Origin of the sequence: Sunxiuqinia rutila (genome assembly GCF_050589705.1) — a bacterium.
Lineage (GTDB): Bacteria > Bacteroidota > Bacteroidia > Bacteroidales > Prolixibacteraceae > Sunxiuqinia > Sunxiuqinia rutila.
The window spans coordinates 138,724-156,178 of the sequence record NZ_JBNGOT010000004.1; the positions used below are offsets into that span (position 1 = coordinate 138,724).

General features: G+C 44.4%; 16 protein-coding genes. 5 read left to right on the forward strand and 11 right to left on the reverse strand.

All coding sequences use genetic code 11. The annotated features are described in order from the left end of the window. The first annotated feature begins 13 nt into the window (after positions 1–13). From menB to ACRD6K_RS06055, 4 genes are all read left to right on the forward strand, one after another. Positions 14–838 carry a 1,4-dihydroxy-2-naphthoyl-CoA synthase gene (gene menB, locus ACRD6K_RS06040; protein ID WP_299578896.1) on the forward strand — a complete coding sequence of 275 codons (825 nt, stop codon included), beginning with the start codon at positions 14–16 and terminating at the stop codon, positions 836–838. 162 nt (positions 839–1,000) lie between these two features. Further along, a complete protein-coding gene (locus tag ACRD6K_RS06045; protein WP_430972504.1) occupies positions 1,001–1,912 on the forward strand; it encodes a 1,4-dihydroxy-2-naphthoate polyprenyltransferase in 912 nt (303 codons plus the stop codon). After that, a complete protein-coding gene (menC, locus tag ACRD6K_RS06050) occupies positions 1,909–2,976 on the forward strand; it encodes an o-succinylbenzoate synthase (protein WP_430972505.1) in 1,068 nt (355 codons plus the stop codon). Before ACRD6K_RS06045 ends, menC begins: the two co-directional genes overlap by 4 nt. A 1-nt stretch (position 2,977) precedes the next feature. Next, positions 2,978–4,015 (forward strand): AMP-binding protein, encoded by a 1,038-nt coding sequence (locus ACRD6K_RS06055; protein ID WP_430972506.1) that lies wholly within the window; start codon positions 2,978–2,980, stop codon positions 4,013–4,015. 105 nt (positions 4,016–4,120) lie between these two features. Here the strand turns inward: ACRD6K_RS06055 and ACRD6K_RS06060 are convergent, their stop codons facing one another. Genes ACRD6K_RS06060 through ACRD6K_RS06070 form a run of 3 tightly spaced genes read right to left on the reverse strand, consistent with a single transcriptional unit; the run spans position 4,121 to position 6,945 of the window. After that, positions 4,121–5,197 carry a PCMD domain-containing protein gene (locus ACRD6K_RS06060; protein ID WP_430972507.1) on the reverse strand — a complete coding sequence of 359 codons (1,077 nt, stop codon included), beginning with the start codon at positions 5,195–5,197 and terminating at the stop codon, positions 4,121–4,123. Positions 5,198–5,206: 9 nt separating this feature from the next. Beyond that, positions 5,207–5,932 carry a hypothetical protein gene (locus tag ACRD6K_RS06065; RefSeq protein ID WP_430972508.1) on the reverse strand — a complete coding sequence of 242 codons (726 nt, stop codon included), beginning with the start codon at positions 5,930–5,932 and terminating at the stop codon, positions 5,207–5,209. Further along, positions 5,932–6,945 (reverse strand): META domain-containing protein, encoded by a 1,014-nt coding sequence (locus tag ACRD6K_RS06070; protein ID WP_430972509.1) that lies wholly within the window; start codon positions 6,943–6,945, stop codon positions 5,932–5,934. The genes ACRD6K_RS06065 and ACRD6K_RS06070 overlap by 1 nt, the downstream gene beginning before the upstream one ends. A 640-nt stretch (positions 6,946–7,585) precedes the next feature. Here ACRD6K_RS06070 and ACRD6K_RS06075 point away from each other — a divergent pair. Beyond that, the gene (locus ACRD6K_RS06075) at positions 7,586–8,218 is read left to right on the forward strand and encodes a DUF6266 family protein (RefSeq protein ID WP_430972510.1); all 633 of its coding nucleotides are present in this window, start codon (positions 7,586–7,588) and stop codon (positions 8,216–8,218) included. A gap of 48 nt (positions 8,219–8,266) precedes the next feature. On the opposite strand, the gene ACRD6K_RS06080 is transcribed toward ACRD6K_RS06075, so the two are convergent. The 8 genes from ACRD6K_RS06080 to ACRD6K_RS06115 all read right to left on the reverse strand — a co-directional run bounded on the left by ACRD6K_RS06080 (position 8,267) and on the right by ACRD6K_RS06115 (position 17,275). After that, entirely contained in the window at positions 8,267–8,821 is a 555-nt protein-coding gene (locus tag ACRD6K_RS06080) for a hypothetical protein (RefSeq protein ID WP_430972511.1), read from the reverse strand. Further along, positions 8,818–9,072: a hypothetical protein gene (locus ACRD6K_RS06085; RefSeq protein WP_430972512.1), complete on the reverse strand. Its 255-nt coding sequence runs from the start codon at positions 9,070–9,072 to the stop codon at positions 8,818–8,820. The genes ACRD6K_RS06080 and ACRD6K_RS06085 overlap by 4 nt, the downstream gene beginning before the upstream one ends. A 16-nt stretch (positions 9,073–9,088) precedes the next feature. Next, on the reverse strand, positions 9,089–11,986 hold the full coding sequence (locus ACRD6K_RS06090; RefSeq protein ID WP_430972513.1) for a type I restriction endonuclease subunit R: 2,898 nt from the start codon (positions 11,984–11,986) through the stop codon (positions 9,089–9,091). Then, positions 11,987–13,195: a PDDEXK-like family protein gene (locus ACRD6K_RS06095; protein WP_430972514.1), complete on the reverse strand. Its 1,209-nt coding sequence runs from the start codon at positions 13,193–13,195 to the stop codon at positions 11,987–11,989. A 147-nt stretch (positions 13,196–13,342) separates the two neighbouring features. After that, positions 13,343–13,738, reverse strand: a complete 396-nt coding sequence (locus tag ACRD6K_RS06100) for a GxxExxY protein (protein WP_430972515.1) — start codon at positions 13,736–13,738, stop codon at positions 13,343–13,345. Between the two features lie 74 nt (positions 13,739–13,812). Beyond that, the gene (locus tag ACRD6K_RS06105) at positions 13,813–14,961 is read right to left on the reverse strand and encodes a restriction endonuclease subunit S (protein ID WP_430972516.1); all 1,149 of its coding nucleotides are present in this window, start codon (positions 14,959–14,961) and stop codon (positions 13,813–13,815) included. 190 nt (positions 14,962–15,151) lie between these two features. Continuing rightward, entirely contained in the window at positions 15,152–15,715 is a 564-nt protein-coding gene (locus ACRD6K_RS06110; protein ID WP_430972517.1) for a transposase, read from the reverse strand. After that, positions 15,716–17,275: a type I restriction-modification system subunit M gene (locus ACRD6K_RS06115; RefSeq protein WP_430972518.1), complete on the reverse strand. Its 1,560-nt coding sequence runs from the start codon at positions 17,273–17,275 to the stop codon at positions 15,716–15,718. Positions 17,276–17,455: the final 180 nt, after the last annotated feature.

A 17,455-nucleotide genomic window follows, 5' to 3' on the forward strand; every position in this document is an offset into this window, starting at 1 on the left:
AAAACAACATACGATGAGCACAACAAGACAATGGCAAACCATTAAAGAATACGAAGATATTTTCTTCGATTATTTCGACGGGATAGGTAAGATTACCATCAACCGGGAACACGTACGCAACGCCTTTCGCCCCACTACGGTGAATAACATCAGCGATGCGCTGCAGATTTGTCGTGAAGACCAACGCATTAACGTAATTGTTTTGACGGGTGCCGGCGACAAAGCTTTTTGTGCCGGAGGCGATCAAAATGTAAAAGGAACCGGTGGCTACATTGATGAAAATGGTATTCCGCGCCTCAACATCCTGGAAGTCCAAAAGCAAATCCGCAGCATGCCCAAACCCGTCATCGCAATGGTCAACGGCTTTGCAATCGGTGGAGGCCATGTGTTGCATGTGGTTTGCGACATTAGTATTGCCAGCGAAAACGCCATCTTCGGACAAACCGGTCCCAAAGTTGGAAGCTTCGATGCCGGCTTGGGTTCTTCTTACCTGGCCAGCATTGTGGGCCAAAAGAAAGCACGCGAAATCTGGTTCATGTGTCGCCAGTACTCCGCACAGGAAGCCTTGGAAATGGGCTTGGTCAATAAGGTTGTTCCCTTCGATCAGCTGGAAGACGAAGTGGTGGCCTGGGCTCAAAAGATGCAGGAGCACAGCCCGCTGGCCCTTCGCATGCTTAAGCTGGGCTTAAATGCTGAATTGGACGGACAGATTGGAATTCAGGAATTTGCAGGCAATGCCACCTTACTGTATTACTTAACCGAAGAAGCTCAGGAGGGCAAACATGCATTCCTGGAAAAACGCAAACCAGACTTCGGGAAATATCCCAAGTTCCCATAATTTACAAGGGAAATGAGCTTATCGAAAGGAAAGTCACCTTTCGGTAAGCTTACTTGAATTAGCCCGGATTATACCCTTTCCCGAGATTAGACAATAAACAAATACATTTTCGGATATTCAGAATTTTGGAAAACTCTGGACTCCGAACGTTGAACACTGATTATGGCAACAACAAAAAGTTGGATCAAAGCAGCCCGGCCCCGAACCTTACCTTTGGCCTTATCAGGCATTGTGCTAGGTTGTGGTCTGGCATGGTTTTACGGAGCTTTTAACACGGCTGTCGCTTTGTTGGCAATTCTGACAGCTACGCTTATCCAGGTATTTTCAAACTTTGCCAATGACTATGGCGATAACCAGCGGGGAACCGACAATGAGTTCCGCCTGGGACCAACACGTACCATGCAAAGCGGAGAAATTACCAAACCAGAGATGAAAACCGGCATGGCCCTGATTGGCGGCCTGAGCTTTATGCTGGGACTTGTACTGGTTTATGTGGGCACCTGGCAGGTTTCAAAAACCGCCTTTTTCAGCTTTATTGGTTTGGGAATCCTTTCGTTGCTGGCAGCTTATTTTTATACCGCCGGCAAAAAATCATACGGCTATGTTGGTCTTGGCGACTTGGCCGTTTTCCTGTTCTTCGGTCTTTTACCGGTTGTTGGCGTTTTTTACCTCAACGCCAGTTATTTTGAAACGGCCATTTTGCTGCCTGCTATCAGCATGGGTTTTTTCAGCACCGGCGTGCTCAACCTCAACAACATGCGCGACATTAATAATGACCGGACTTCCGGGAAAATCACGCTGCCGGTTCGCATGGGCGAGCGCAACAGCCGCATCTACCATGCTGCCATGATCTTATGGGGGTGGGTGGCCGTAATCCTGTTTACCTACCACCAGCAGGAGTCAGCCTGGCAATGGCTCTTTTTATTGGCCTTTCCACTTTTTTTAACCGACCTGATCAAAATTAGCCGGACAAAAGAAGCACAAGGCTTGGATCCCTTTCTAAAACGCCTGTCACTTTCAACCCTGGCATTTACACTACTATTTTGCCTGGGCCTTATTCTGGCTGCTTCATGATTGCGCACTACCAAAAATATGAGCTTCAGTTTAAGCAGGCTGCGGGAACATCGCGTGGCGTATACAAAACAAGGCCCGTTTGGTTTCTTTTTCTGAAACAAAATAACCAAACAGGAATTGGCGAATGTGCTCCGTTGCCCGGACTTAGCCAGGAAACGCCCGAAGAAGTTGAAACAGCACTAAAATCGATTTGCCAGGATCCGAAGCCATTTCTGGAAAATCCGGAGCTTCTTCAAGCCATTCCATCGGTTCGTTTTGGGCTGGAGACTGCCTTAACCGACCTGCAAAACGGCGGCAGACAAGAACTGTTCCCCTCTGCATTTACCAAGGGAGAAGCAGGCATCCCCATCAACGGGCTAATCTGGATGGGGCCAGCAAAAGACATGCGCAAGCAGATTCGACACAAACTGGAAAGCGGCTACCAATGCATCAAACTCAAAATCGGAGCCCTTCATTTTGAGGAAGAGTTGGAGCTGTTGCATGCCATTCGCACGCATTATCCGGCCAGTCAGATTACGCTTCGAGTAGATGCCAACGGCGCCTTTAAACCTGAAGAAGCGCTGGAGAAGCTGAACCGGCTGGCAGCTTTAAACCTGCACTCCATTGAACAGCCCCTGGCCGCCTCACAATGGACGGCCATGCAGCAACTTTGCCAGCAAACTCCTGTTCCTATTGCACTGGATGAAGAACTGATCGGTATCAATACCCTGGCTGACAAAGAACGCTTACTCGATACCATTCGCCCCCAATACCTGGTATTAAAACCCAGTTTGCATGGCGGATTTTCAGGGTGCTCCGAATGGATTAGTCTGGCCAACAAACGCTCCATTGGCTGGTGGATTACCTCCTACCTGGAGTCGAACATCGGGCTGAATGCCATTGCCCAGTGGACCTTCACCCTCCAAGCAAACGGCCATCAAGGACTGGGAACCGGTCAGCTTTTTACCAACAATGTAGAATCTCCTTTGGAAATCCGCGGTGAAGAGTTGTGGTTTAATCCACAACAAGCGTTTGACCTAAATCCGATCAGCAAACAAGCCAACTCACCAAAAAATAAGGCGTAAAATGAATCTGTTTCCCAGCCATATCACACTTAACGGCAGGCCAACTGCTGTTGCCAATTTGCTCCGGCAACAAGCCAAAGCAGACTGGGAACAGGAATGGCTTGATTTTTTGGCGGAATGGTATGCTCCCCAGGATTTTATTGAAGTCAACACCTCGGGAAGTACGGGAACCCCCAAAACCATCCGCCTCACGAAAGAATTTGTGGCAGCCAGTGCCCAACGCACACTCCATTTTTTCAAATTGAAGAAAGACGACCGGGTACTGCATTGTCTGCCTACACGTTACATCGCTGGCAAGTTAATGGTTGTTCGCGCCTTGGTTGGCCAGCTGGACTTACATGTGATTGATCCGGCAAGCGACTTCCAGCTGCTGAAAAACGAGTCGTTTCAATTTGCAGCCATGGTTACCAACCAGGTGCATAAGCTATTGGATAATGGAGTGACGACAAATCTGGAATTCTTATTGATTGGCGGTTCAGCTGTTCCTCAACCACTAACAGACCAGCTCCAAAAGGTTTCAACGGCCTGTTATTCCAGTTATGCCATGACTGAGACGGCTACCCACATTGCCCTTCGGAAACTCAACGGAGAAGACAAGGACGAATTTTACCACGCCTTGGATGGCATTGAACTGAGCTTGTCTAATGAAGGCTGCCTGCAAATTCAGATGGCCGGCCTGGAAAACAACTTCATTCAAACAACCGACTTAGCGGAACTTGTCGACTCCAAAACGTTTAAGATTCTGGGGCGATCCGATCATGTGATTATTTCCGGAGGAATTAAGTTTATTCCCGAAAAACTGGAGCAAAAACTGGAACCCTATCTGCCATTTCCTTTTCTGATTACCTCTCGTCCCCATGAAAAGCTTGGGCAACAATTAGTGTTACTTGTGGAAGCAAGTGAATCACCAGAAAGCATGGCGAAGCTGACTGCTATCTGCCAACAGCAATTGGATAAATTTGAGCGTCCACGAGCCATTGAATTCACCAAAACCTTACCACGCACGCCCAACGGAAAAATCCTACGCAAAGGGCAATAAACAAAAAGCCCTACCCGCTAAACAGATAGGACTTCTTTGCTTTCAATTAAATGAATCAAAACGAAAAGTCTGATCCATTTAAAGATGCTTTCACACGGAAAGCAATCAATAATTCAAAACGAGATTATCAATGATGAGGACACTGTTTTCAGCTCCTTCGTAATCATTTCCATTGGCACTTGACGAGAACACAGCCACGATATGCGTGGGCACTTCTCCCTCGTCCGCATAAGTTTCGTCTTCACCCGGAAGCATATATTCCGGTGATCCCGCAGGTAATTGCCCGTAAGTAAAATTGACGGTTATGTTTTTCATCGAGCTGGTTCCTTCCTCAATCCGGAACCAAGCCGTTGCCACACGTTTTACCTGCTCATCCTCTCTCCTTTCCAACAAAATATACATATCACCAGTATCCGCATAAGGCAATGCATTCTGAGAGGCATCCATGTTCTTTTCGCCAGGAGTATATTGGTAATCGACACTGAACGATGCGGGAGTTGCGGTAAAAGGAATTCCAAATTTAACGGCTGCCTGAGGATTGTCGAAACTAATGTTTCCTTCCTGAAAATCGCCCGTAAAAACTGAACCCGACGCTATCGGTTTTCCAACCAACGAGCCAACCCAGGTAAACCGGGTCGTCAGCTTAACCGCATAGTCACCGGAAGCCACCTCCAACTGCTGAACATTGGGCGTTATGCCGCCAAAAACAGCTCCCGGGTTGCTCGTTCCCCAAGCTGAAGATTCATCGTCCACGCCTAAATCCAGGTAAGTTCCCCGATTGTGCCAGACATTAAAATCGGAATTTGAAATTTGTGGTTTGCTTCCTATCTCAAACACATTTAAACTCCAGTTCGATACCATCCCACTTTCAGCCGTAATATCAACACGAAGCTCACTGCTATCACTAAAATCCAGGGTATCACCAACAGCAATCGTAGCCTTTGCAAACGGAGACAATTCCAGCCCTTTTACAATAAGCTTCGAAAGATCGGTTCCATTAGCCACCTCCACATACAACGAATCGTTTTGCCGGTCGATGAAAGGTGTCCCGTTTTGATGGCTAAGTTCAAGGCTCAAAATATCGGCTCCATCACTAAATCCAAAGTGATCTTCTTTGACACATCCGGCAGTGAATGAAATAAGGAGTAAAGCAATTATAATTCGATCTATTGATTTCATCATTCCTCCTTTCTAAAAATAATAAGCCAGGCCAAAGTCCAGAGCAAGCAGCGAAATATCAAAATCGAAGTTGAACTTATCTCTTCGGCCCTCTTTGATCTCATCGGTTGTTACATTCTTACTGGTGTAGGTAAGTCCCAATAAACCGACGGACACTTCAAAGGCAAACCCCTTGGTTAATACGACAGCCATCCCCGGCTTTACGCCCACTGCCAGCGAAAACTCTTCGGAATAGGATTTGGTGATATCTTTCTCGCTTTTGGTGTGACGCGTAACATTACTGCCTAAGCCCAATCCCAAATCAGTTTCGTTAAAGAAGCTAAACCGTCCATTGGGCGAGATTGGGTAATAATTCCGTAAAAAGAAAATCATGCGATGGTTAGACTTCGCCGACTGGTAATGGGCATTTTCTTCGTTCCATTCGTAAATGGCATCCATCTCCTTACTAAGATAGCTGTATTTAATACCCGCAGAAATATCATCTGCAAAGAAATAGCCTCCTGAAAAATTCAGTCCGAAACCAGTATTGTCGAACTTTCCCACAGTAAACAACAGGTTCTCAATATTCTCGCTGTTGGTATTATTCAGGTTCATGGTAAAACCCGTGTGCCAGGTTCCTTTTTCAAACATCGGATTGGTTTGATCCTGCCCCAATACCTGGTAAGTTTGAAACAATAAGCTTACCCCAATAAGCATTAGGGTAAGCCGATACTGGTATTTTCTTTTTTCGTTTGACACTAGTCAACTTTTTTAAATTTCATCAATTCCTTACCCGCTTCGTCGGTTAGAATTAAAGTTAAACCAACAAGCTGATAGCCTTTAACCTGCTGCAAACTTTTCCCAAATTGATCCGAAACAGTCATATTCTGACACATTTTTCGGGTTCCGGCCAGCACACCAAATTCCAGGTTCTTTCCATCCAGTTTTTTGATATCTCCCATGAAATTATTGCAGCCATCCGTTCCAACTGCCCGCATTTCAGCCAAGTGAATTTCAAGTACCGGACGTTCTTCAAAATCGGTTACCTGCTCTCCATTCATGGTTTCCAGAGCCCAAATGTCATTCAAGTTTTGGTTGACCTTTTCCTCTTCATGCTGTCTGATAAAAGCCAATAGCTCTGCACCGTCTTCACCGTAAAAAACAAGCTCTGACTGAACCGCCTTATAGCTCTTAATCTGGCTTAACGCTTTTAAATAAGTATCCTCGATATTCCGATTCATACAAGCTCTACGGGTGCTTGCAACATTGCCCAGCAGAATTGCTTCCTGGGTCAGTTCCTGAATGGGGCCTGAATAACTGTTACATCCTCCGGAACCAAAAATACGGTGGTTCTCTAAATCAACTTCCAGCGTGGGAAGAACGACCGAGCGGTTAACCGGACCGCCATTAATTCGTGCTAACAGCCATTTTCCATTTACAAGTGCTCTACGGTCTACTTGTTTATCCAGCACTTTAACAAGCGTGTACCTGATGGAAGAAGCATCAGCCGGAACCTCTTCTTTGGAAAGATGCTCTTCTTTCACTTTCAATTTGTAGAAATACCCCGGCTCATAGTCAAAACCATCAATGGTCGAATAAAAGTTCTGCCATTGGGATTCCTCCAAATTATTCCCTTTCTGCACTTGCATGCACGACATTGGGCCAACGCCCATGCAATCAACCTTACTACTATTCACCCAGTATACATTCTTTTGTGTACTGCACGAAAACATCATCGCAACCAGTAATAAGCTAAAAATACGTTTCATCATAACCTTTTATTCTTAATTCATTTAAACGAGTACTTAAGCGTCCAATCGAAGAAATTGTCACCGACAACTCTTCCAGCAGTTCTTGAGCACTCCTTATTTTCTTAAACTATAAAACTAAACTATCCAGCTAGATGCGAATGCAGGTAAAAAGGTTGCTTACAAGCAAATTTAGCCTGCGAAGAAATGACCATTCCAACAACAAAAAACTCATAAATAACAAGATAACCACAAAAAAGAATTCTGAAAAACAGATGCCTAAACATCAGTATTTGTTACTCATCATTTTGAGAAGAGTTACAATGAAAGAAAAGATCAAGGTCCTTCTTAGCCGTTTGATAGCCAATCGACACGATTTCCTCAAACTTGTCAAAGTCCCAGATTGAATACTGTTGCAACTCATCGGGCTCTATGCACAGATCGCAATAAATCTAACCTTTCACCAATGAAATAGCCTCTATTGCCAGCCCCTAAGCAAATCAGTCACGGATTAACATGGCTTGAAAGGTGAAACAGACTTGACTTTGGTTGAAGAAAGTCCTAACTTTCTACTAGGTTTCTGTTAGCTTTCTGTAAGGTTTCTCTTAGTTTGCTTATAAGAACCTTATTTAAAATTTGTATAAATCCTGTAAAAATAACGAGCATGGCCAGAACCAATACACCACCGGGATCCTATCTGAGCGGAAAAGCAGGTAACCTGGTATTTGTCCAAAATGGTGACGAAGTGATTGTGAGAAGCTTACCCAAGCCACGAAAACCCGAAAGTTGGAGCGAGAAGCAACAGCAGCAGCGCAAGCGGTTTCAGGCCGCACGTCTATTTTACACCGAAGTACGCGACCAAGTGGTCACGCCCATTTGGAAGCTGTCGGCCACCCGGAAACTGACCGCTTACAACCTGTTTTTGAAAGCCAACCTGGGGGCTTTTGACAAAAACGGCGAGTTGGCCGATTATTCACGCCTGCATTTTTCAATGGGCTCCTTGCCCCTTCCCTTACAATTAAATGCCTCGCGCACGGTCGAGGCTCCCGACAAAGTGACGATTCGCTGGAACCCCACACCTCAAACCAAAGCCGAATCAAATTCCGATGAGCTGCTTTGCATGTGGGCCAAGCCCAATCAGCAGATCGGGCCAGTGGCAACCGCTAGCTTCCGGGAGGATGGCCAATCCATGTTGGCCCTGCCGGAAACAACCGACGAAGAAGCATGGAACCTGTATCTGTTCTTTAAAAACAGCAGCGGAACAAGCTACTCGAACGATAAGCATGTGGCTTTATAGGGTTCTGCATGAAAAGAGGCAGACTGCCCAAATACTAGAAAAACGGTACTACATGCTTCCAAATGTAATAGCCATGACTCCCGTTTCAGTATTTATTTTTAAGTCTAAATGTTCGTGATCATCTATATGGGTAAAAGAGAAATTTTTGTTCTTGTCCATGCTCCAGGAAGCATATACACGATCGTTGTTTAACGTATGTTGAGATTCCTTTTTCATCTTAATTTGCTGGTAAAAATGATCAATATCCACCGTGTCTAATTGTACCGAATAGTTCATTGTAAAGTCACCATTGAAAGCTGGCCCATACGTGCGCTGTCTTTTCTCGACCGTTTTATATTTTGGAAAGTGCATTCCTGTTTTTGCTTCTATTTCTGAACGACTTCCTCTCTTTATTTGATAATAGTAGTAGTCATACCCGTTCCATGATATAAACGAAAGAGCTAATAACGTAACAGGGGCGACAAGGGTTAGAATACTGCGCCCGATTATTTTTGGTTTATTCCATTTTATCGATAGGAATAGGAAAAGTGGTGAAAATAGTAACCATGATAATACAAGTGATCCTGTTTTTAAAAACTCTTTTATGCTATTGTTCATACTCATTGGGTGATGGCCCTTTTTGCCATAACATTTTGTTCGTGGGTTAGTTTTAGGGTAGTCTTAGCTCGATCCATCTCAACGACAACATCCAGAATTGCACGATAATACAATGCTCTGTTATTTGTATTTTGAAGCGCATCGCATAATTTTTTCTGAATTCGACTTCGTTTGGATTCTTCTTCAGTCGTGAGTTCTATTTTGTACGCCCCTATCGCTGCGAATTGTTTTCTCAAATCTTTTCTTTTATTTCCCATCGTATTTTAGGTTGTTTTAATATGATACAATCCCATTTATAAAAGTGTCTACGAAGGTCAGAATCTTGTTTGTAATTCGTTGTGAAATAGGTTTGCGGTCTTTCAAGGTAGGGCGGGTGTTCATGGTGCCAATAATTTCATCCCGTAAGGGCAGTTTTTCGGTGAAGAGGTAGTCGCCAATTACTTTTTCAAGTTTTTCCATGTCCAGGTTTTCTTCGCTGCTTAAGGCCTGGATCGCCTTCATACGTTCTTCATCCCAGAAATTGCTGAACGCTTCGGGTATATCGTCCGAATCATCAATGCGCGGTAAGTTTTCGTTGATAAACTTTTCAATCAGTTCCCGTTTGCTGCGCAATTGGGTATCGCCTGCTACCAAGTCGATAATGGCCTTTTTACGTTTTTCGTGTTCCTCGGGTGTGGCGTCTTTCAGGTTGCCCAGCAAATTCAAAATATAGGCGACATTGATTTCATCCCGATGAATCAGCTCCAGTTCAAAGTCAATGTCGTTCAGGATGGACACCTTCTCTTTGGCATTCGCACCACGGGTTTTGTCGTACAAGTCCAGGTATTTGCTCTTGTAATCCTCAAACGACTGTTCGCTCATAGAGAGGTCATCGTAAGTAAACTCAGTAAAGGTTCGTAAGACATTCCGCAACCGCATCAGCTCGCGAAATGCCTGGATAAATTCGGCTTCCTCCTCTTCGCTGGGCAGCTTATTCACGCTGTTCACTGTTGGAGCGATCTTTAATAATACCACAAACGCTTCATTAAACCTGGCCACGTACTCCTCGTACGGCTTCATAATGATCTCCTCAATCGCTTCCTTGTTGGAGAATAAGGTAATCGCCTCATCCGTGGCCCCCTTCAGGTTTCGAAAACAAACGATGTTTCCTTGCGATTTCAACTCATTTAAAATGCGGTTGGTCCGCGAATAAGCCTGAATCAATCCATGGTATTTCAGATTTTTATCCACATACAGGGTATTTAAGGCCTTGGAATCAAATCCGGTTAGAAACATGTTGACCACCAGCAACACATCAATCTGTTTGTGTTTGACCCGCTTGCTAATGTCTTTGTAATAGTTGTAGAACGACTGACTGTCTTTGGTGGTGTAGTTGGTGCTAAAGGTGTTGTTGTAATGGCCGATAAACGTTTCCAATGCATCGCGTGAGTGCTGGTTGATGGTGGCCGGCACCCCCTTCAGTTGATAGGTTGTTCCTCCATCGGCGGCCAGGTTTTGGCTGTATTCATCGGTCCCCAAAAATTCATCATCTTCAACAAAGCCCGTGGCCTCCTGATCCTCTTCGTTGGCCTGATACGAAAAAATGGTGGCCAGTTTTAGCTTGTGCTGCCCCTCCTGTTTCTTTTGGTGGAATATGTTGTAATAGTCGATTAAGGTTTTGATTGATGACACGCACAAAATAGCGGTAAACTCCCGGTTATGCGTTTTTCGGTGGTGGTTGGCAATGATGTAATCGGCGATGTTGTTTAAACGCTGCGGGGATTCCATGACCTCCGCTTCGTCAATGGCTTCCACTTCGATGTCGAGGATGTTGTCTTTCTTTTTGAAGGTTCGGATATACTCTACCGAGAACTTCAGCACATTTTCATCCCGGATGGCATCGGTAATGACATACTTATGCAGGCATTTTTCAAACAAGGTTTTTGTTGTGCGCTTGCCGTATTCGTTGCTTCCGGCATTTTCGGTAAATATTGGGGTGCCTGTAAACCCGAACATCTGGCAGCTGGTGAAAAAGTTCTTAATGGTTTCGTGAGTCTTACCAAACTGACTGCGGTGGCATTCATCAAAAATGAACACAATTCGCTTGTCCTGCAAGGCTTCCATTTTGCCCAGGTAGCGTTGTTTGCTGATGGCTGTATTCAGCTTCTGAATGGTGGTGACGATAAGCTTGGTGTCGCCTGCCATTTGTTTGACCAGGGTATTGGTGTTATTCGTGCCGTCAATGCTCCCCTTGCTAAAAGCATTAAATTCTTTGATGGTTTGGTAATCCAGGTCTTTGCGGTCGACCACGAAAACCACCTGATGCACTTTCGGTATGGCGGTCAGAATCTGGGCGGTTTTAAACGAGGTCAGGGTTTTTCCGCTTCCGGTGGTATGCCAGATGTAGCCGTATTTTCGGGTGGTTTTCACACGCTCCACAATGGCTTCGACAGCATAGTACTGATAAGGCCTTAGAACCATCAGTATCTTTTGCGATTCGTTTAGCACCACATACTTGGTAATCATCTTCGAGAGGTGGCAGGGCTCCAGAAACACGTCGGCAAAGGCGGATAGCTGGGTAATCAGTTTATTGTCAACGTCCGACCAATAGAAGGTTTGCTTGAATGAGCGGGCTTTAATGGGGTTGTTGGCATAATATTTTGTGTTGACCCCATTGCTAATGACAAACAGCTGAATAAACTGAAACAAGCCCTGCCCGGCACCGTACGAATGCCGCTCGTAGCGGTTGGTTTGATTAAAGGCTTCCTTCAGTTCCAGCCCCCGACGTTTCAATTCCACCTGCACCAGGGGCAGCCCATTGATCAGAATGGTTACATCGTAGCGGTTCTTATACCTTCCTTCCATCGTAATTTGCTGGCTTACCTGAAACTGGTTCTGGCACCAATGGATTTGGTTGATGAGCTCAATGGTTTTGGTTTCGCCCGCCGCGTTGGTGTAGGGCACCCGGTCGCGCAGCAGTTTGGCCCGCTCGAAGATGTTCCCCTTGTTGATGTAGTTTAGCACCTGGGTGAAATCGTTATCCGACAGGCTCAGCTTGTTGTGTACTTCCAGTTGTTTTTTCAGGTTAATCAGCAAGTCAGCTTCGTCGCGAATGAGCACCTTTTTGTAGCCTAACCGTTCGAGTTGGGCAACCAGGTTGTTTTCCAGTATTTGTTCGGCTTGGGTATTCATTTAATTGGCTTTTTGAAAGTACGCTAGTAGTGGCTTCGTTTCTTGATCCAAGTAGTCTAAAATCTGATCAACCAGCGCTTCCGAAACTTTGTTTAATGTGTCTTCATTGGCTAGTTCTCTAATAGTCTTCGGATCATTCGAGTCCATTTTAAGACCTTCTATATCTTCAAAATAATAAACATTGGTCCACCAATTACTCCTCGGAGTATTTTGCTCATTGTCCCAGTAGGGGTCGCGTACTTTAGGTGTGGCATGCAAGTTTACAACGCCTATAAACAGACGACTGTCAGGAATGCCATTACCGCTAAAACTTTCAACGCCAAAATGCAAAATACGATCGGCGAACCCAATCGGTTTAATCCAAATTTGTGCAAATTTACGGTGTATCAGATCGCCCCGGCTGATTTGATAATTATCCGAAATCTGTTCTTCCAGTAGCTCAATAACTTTATTCCGCCAACGATCCCGCACACCTGTTGCCGCTTTATTAATATTGTTAGCGATTAATGACGCTTCCTCGTAATTACTGAGTATCAGATTGATTAACTCCTGTTGTTCCTTGTTTTCCATGGTATGGGTTAGTTTCTTTAGTAAGATCATGTATTGTTTGATCGATTCGCGCAGGATCGGCACATCTGCAGACTCCTGAAAACACATTTGCAGCCAATTAATAATGTCGCCTTTGTACGACAACGTAAAAAAGTCTTCATCAACAACTAGTTTTCCTTTGCTGTTTTTAGAGGGCTCATGTCCATCTAACGTCAAATAATAAACCGTGTTTTTCTCTTTGTTGTGATTGACGTAACGCTCTACCTGTGCCTGTTGATCGCCTGCGTAAATCTTATTTTCAATGGAGATCGTATTGCCTTGACTATCCCAAATATATAGGTCTATTCGGCCGCCGGTTTTGTTATTGTCATCTCGAGTACCCACCGCGTGTTCTACCTTTACTTTGGCCGATTGGAGATCAATCGTTTTGTTATCGATCGTTTGAAGAAACAAGTTCAGGAACGTGTTGCCTTTCAGGTGACTGCCATCTGGATTTAATAGTTCGGCTAAAAATGCCGAGTGTGTTTCGTTTTCCTTCGTTTCCATTTTTAGAATGGAGAACACATTGAAGCTTTCACCTTTTAATATCTCTTTCTCACGTTGGTGTTTGATCAATATGCCGGCTTGTTGAAGGAGGTGGTTGGTTTTTTCGTGATTCATTTGTTTATCGTTTAGGTTGTGTTGATCCGCAAGCGCAAAGGTGACTTTTTATAGTTCCTCCTGCTTATTCGTTCGATTAGTCCGGTTGTTTTCCAGTATTTGTTCAGCTTGGGTATTCATGGTTGTCTGAATCAGGATTCAATGGATTTAAGGATGAGCAGGATTGTTGGATGGGTACTTTGGATTGAATATTTTTCGAAATTGCAGGCTCTTTGCACCAAAGTTAATCAATAAACCCAAGGGTTTATCGTAAGCTACAACATAATTTTTTGCTTGTGCCAAGTGTACGTCCTCTAAATTCACTAAGGCTTTTAGTTCAACAATGACAGCGTCTTCCACTACAAAATCGGCTCGTCGGGTACCGACGGCAATGCCATCGTAATAAATGGGGTGTTCCAATTCGCGTTGAAATGCAATCTCACTCCGTTGCAGCTCTATGGCCAAACACCTTTGGTAAATCACTTCCTGAAATCCGTTCCCCAGCGTATTGTGCACCTTCATGGCGCACCCGTTTATTTTGTAAGTTAGCTCATCCAGATTCATCGTTCTAATTTAGTTTGCTTTTTATTCATTGATCTTGTCCATCCTTGAATCCTGAAAATCCTGATTCAGACATTTTACACAAACATTTGTTGCAACAAGCCTTTCTTCCAGTGTTTGGTTTGTTCGATTTGCGAACGCACCAGCTCAATCTTTTGGTCGATGGACGAAAGAAAGTCGGCTATTTTTTGTTGCTCAGCGAAGCATGGAACATTCACTTTTTCTTTAGAATAATCTTTAAAGTAGATATGTGGAATTGTGCTACCTGTGACATATTTCGTAAAAGATATTCTTGTCAAGACAGAAAACAAAAAGTCTAAGCTATTTTCGTCTTTTGGCTTAATTATATCCAATGTTCCAAGTACAGATGATTTTTGCTCGCATAGCAACACTCTACCAACCCCTGCACCATCTTTTACAATTGAAATATAGGGTTGACCTTCTCTATAAAAATCGACATTTTGAAGAAAGCCAGTTGCTCCATATATTTTGTACGGTCCTTTATTTTCTTTTAAACTGTTCGCAGATATATTAGACGCTCTTTTTTCACATATCATAGTCAACCTTTTTTCTTCCCACTCCGGAAAGGCCTTCCCATTGTCATCTTTAAACCGGAGCTGTTGGCTAAAGATTTGTTGCATCAGCCCTTTTTTGTACTGTTCCAGCTTTTCTTTTTGCTGGGTGAGTAGGTTTATGCGCTCATCAACGGTGGTGAGAAAGTTGGCGATTTTGGTTTGCTCTGGGAGAGACGGGCAATAAAACTCATAATTTTCAACATTTGGCTTTGATATATTCTGCACTTTTGTACCTGCACCGTGTTTACTAAAGTATCTTTGATTTCTGTTAATTGCCATTGATAAAAAATAACTTTTAACCTTATCGGTTGGTCGAATCTCGGCAACCCGTTGATTCAAAACATATTTATTATCTATTGGTATCAAAGAAGTCATTCCAAGTAAACCAGGTGCTTGCTCACTAAGAATCATAACAAGAGTATCTTTAGATAATGTTGGAACTTCAACATCAATATACCTTTTAGAATGAACCAAATTTCCATTCATATCAACTGATTTAAGTGTGACAAGTTCATATTTTCCTTCTTCTTGAACATCATTTTCAAAACTACCACCATTAAAATATGTAGATACATTTTTTAATTTCATTCGGTCCCACTTCCCTTCAAACTCAGGAAACCTTAACTCTGGTATGTTTTTATTTTCTTTCATTATCTAAAACGGTGTTGCTATTCTTAATTCGGGATAATTGTGGGGACGTTGTTGAGACGTTGCATGCAACGTCTGTACAGCATGCAACGTCTGTACAGCATGCAATGGCTGTACGGCATGCAATGTCTGTGCGGGTGCTGGAATCTGGAATCCTGCGGAGACGTTGCATGCAACGTCTGTACGATGTTTATTATTCATAAAATTTGTCCTCCTTCCAATTGGTGGGGTTGTTGGCGATGTATTGCCGGATGGTGTGCCAGGCCGTTTCGTCGCGGATGATGTGTTCGTAAAAACGGGTTTGCCATTCAAATTCAAATCCCAACCGATGGGCGTGTTTGGTTACGGCCGATTTGTACGACCGGATGATGGTGGACAATGATCCGGGTTTTGGCGAAATACCGGCCATGGTTTCGTTTTTTGGGGACGGTGCGGGTGTCGATGGTGATTCGGGTTGCGCATCATCGTCAACCGCACCAATCCCTGGCAATACCAATATGCCGTGCACATGGTTGGGCATCACCACAAATGCGTCCAATTCGACCTGTGGGGCATGGTGTTTGATTTCGTGCCACAACACATCGGCCACCATTCCAATTCCCGACAATTCCATTTGGCCATCAACAATCTCGCCGAAATCATGACGGCGGTCTTTCGTGCATAGGGTTACAAAATAGGCACCGGCCCAACGGTAATCCCAATCTGGCAACCGACTGGAGGGTATGCGGTATTTATTTCTGAATTTGTCGGGCATCATCTAAAATGGTGTCGAGATTCCTAATTCATCACAATAGGTTGCGATTTTGGCGTTGGCTTTTTCCAAGGCTTCATCCAAGCCCTTTAAATCGGTTGCTACCTGCTCCAGGTCAATGGGTTCTTCTTCTTCAAAGGTATCCACATAGCGTGGTATATTCAGGTTGTAGTCGTTTTCCCTGATTTCGTCCAGCGTGGCCACATAGCTGTATTTGTCCTTGGTTTCACGCTTGCGGTAGGTGTCCACAATCAGTTCCACATCCTCATCGCGCAACATGTTTTGGTTGCCCACCTTTTCAAAATGCCCCGCCCCACTGGCATCGATAAAGACCACGTTGTCGTCCACCTCGCGGCACTTTTTAAAGACCAAAATACAGGTTGGGATGGAGGTGCCGTAAAAAATGTTGGCAGGTAAGCCAATCACAGCATCCAGGTAGTTAAGCTCTTTAATGAGGTACTCGCGAATGGTTCCTTCGGCAGCCCCCCGAAACAGTACCCCGTGGGGAACTACAGTAGCCATAATACCATTGTCGGCCAATTGGTAAATCATGTGGGTAATGAATGCGTAATCGGCCTTGGTTTTGGGTGCCAGCTTCCCGTATTGGCTGAAACGTTCATCGGTATCAAATAAGGGATTGTTAGCGCCTTTCCAATGGGCTGAGAACGGTGGATTGGCCACCACGGCTTCGAACCGCCTGTCCAAATGCCTGGGGTTTTCCAGCGTATCATCGTGCTCAATATTGAACTGGCGATAATGTACATCGTGCAAAATCATGTTCATCCTAGCCAGGTTGTAGGTAGTGCGGGTCATTTCCTGCCCGTAAAACTCACTAACTTCGGCTTCTTTGGCAATGCGTAACAACAAGGAACCCGACCCGCAAGTGGGGTCGTAAGCCGATTTAATTTTTTGTTTCCCGGTAGTCACCAGCTTGGCCAAGATCTTTGATACCTGCTGGGGTGTATAGAACTCGCCCGCCGTTTTTCCTGCCCCGGCTGCAAACTTACCAATCAGGTATTCGTACGCATCCCCCAACACATCAGAGGCCACGTTCTCCAAATCGAAATCAATCTTATTCAGGTAATTTAGAATACTAACAATGATTTCGTTCCTGGCTTTGGGTGTCCGGCCAATCTTGGTTGAGTTAAGGTCGATATCTTCAAACAGGGCATTGAAATCTTCTTCCGATTCCGTCCCCATGGTGGTTTGCTCAATGTGGTTCATCACCGCCTGAAGCTCATCCAGAATATAGTTGTCCACCCCACTATTTCCTTTTTCAGCAAGGGTATGAAATAGTTCAGCCGGTTGCAAAAAGTAGCCCAACTTAATCAACGAGTCTTCTTTAATGGCTTCCAGCGTTTCGGTATCGCTTACTTTCGTGTAATCTTTTACCACTTCGGTTTCCAACAATTGATTGGCGTAAATCAATTGTTTTTCCGACAGGTATTTGAAAAATATGAATCCTAATATGTAATCCCGGTAATCATCAGCACTAACCTTTCCGCGTAGCAAGTTGGCAATGCCCCACAGCTGGGCTTCCAACAGTTTCTTTTGTTCTTCAGACATGCTTATTAATTGATTTATCAATAAAAACTTAAATGTAGGCAATTCCAGTGAGCAAACCATTGGAGATTTGCTTCCCGAATCCAAATATATTGAATTGTTTCGAAGATTAAAGGAGTCAATCTCCCCCAGGAACAAACAGTAAGGTCAAGAGATTTTTCCTTCACAGAGAGCCACCACGCA

Bases quoted from the DNA above. Each gene is read 5' to 3' on its own strand.
- menB (WP_299578896.1), top strand. From the start codon at position 14: ATGAGCACAACAAGACAATGGCAAACCATTAAAGAATACGAAGATATT.
- ACRD6K_RS06045 (WP_430972504.1), top strand. From the start codon at position 1,001: ATGGCAACAACAAAAAGTTGGATCAAAGCAGCCCGGCCCCGAACCTTA.
- menC (WP_430972505.1), top strand. From the start codon at position 1,909: ATGATTGCGCACTACCAAAAATATGAGCTTCAGTTTAAGCAGGCTGCG.
- ACRD6K_RS06055 (WP_430972506.1), top strand. From the start codon at position 2,978: ATGAATCTGTTTCCCAGCCATATCACACTTAACGGCAGGCCAACTGCT.
- ACRD6K_RS06060 (WP_430972507.1), bottom strand. From the start codon at position 5,197: ATGATGAAATCAATAGATCGAATTATAATTGCTTTACTCCTTATTTCA.
- ACRD6K_RS06070 (WP_430972509.1), bottom strand. From the start codon at position 6,945: ATGATGAAACGTATTTTTAGCTTATTACTGGTTGCGATGATGTTTTCG.
- ACRD6K_RS06075 (WP_430972510.1), top strand. From the start codon at position 7,586: ATGGCCAGAACCAATACACCACCGGGATCCTATCTGAGCGGAAAAGCA.
- ACRD6K_RS06080 (WP_430972511.1), bottom strand. From the start codon at position 8,821: ATGAGTATGAACAATAGCATAAAAGAGTTTTTAAAAACAGGATCACTT.
- ACRD6K_RS06085 (WP_430972512.1), bottom strand. From the start codon at position 9,072: ATGGGAAATAAAAGAAAAGATTTGAGAAAACAATTCGCAGCGATAGGG.
- ACRD6K_RS06090 (WP_430972513.1), bottom strand. From the start codon at position 11,986: ATGAATACCCAAGCCGAACAAATACTGGAAAACAACCTGGTTGCCCAA.
- ACRD6K_RS06095 (WP_430972514.1), bottom strand. From the start codon at position 13,195: ATGAATCACGAAAAAACCAACCACCTCCTTCAACAAGCCGGCATATTG.
- ACRD6K_RS06100 (WP_430972515.1), bottom strand. From the start codon at position 13,738: ATGAATCTGGATGAGCTAACTTACAAAATAAACGGGTGCGCCATGAAG.
- ACRD6K_RS06105 (WP_430972516.1), bottom strand. From the start codon at position 14,961: ATGAAAGAAAATAAAAACATACCAGAGTTAAGGTTTCCTGAGTTTGAA.
- ACRD6K_RS06110 (WP_430972517.1), bottom strand. From the start codon at position 15,715: ATGATGCCCGACAAATTCAGAAATAAATACCGCATACCCTCCAGTCGG.
- ACRD6K_RS06115 (WP_430972518.1), bottom strand. From the start codon at position 17,275: ATGTCTGAAGAACAAAAGAAACTGTTGGAAGCCCAGCTGTGGGGCATT.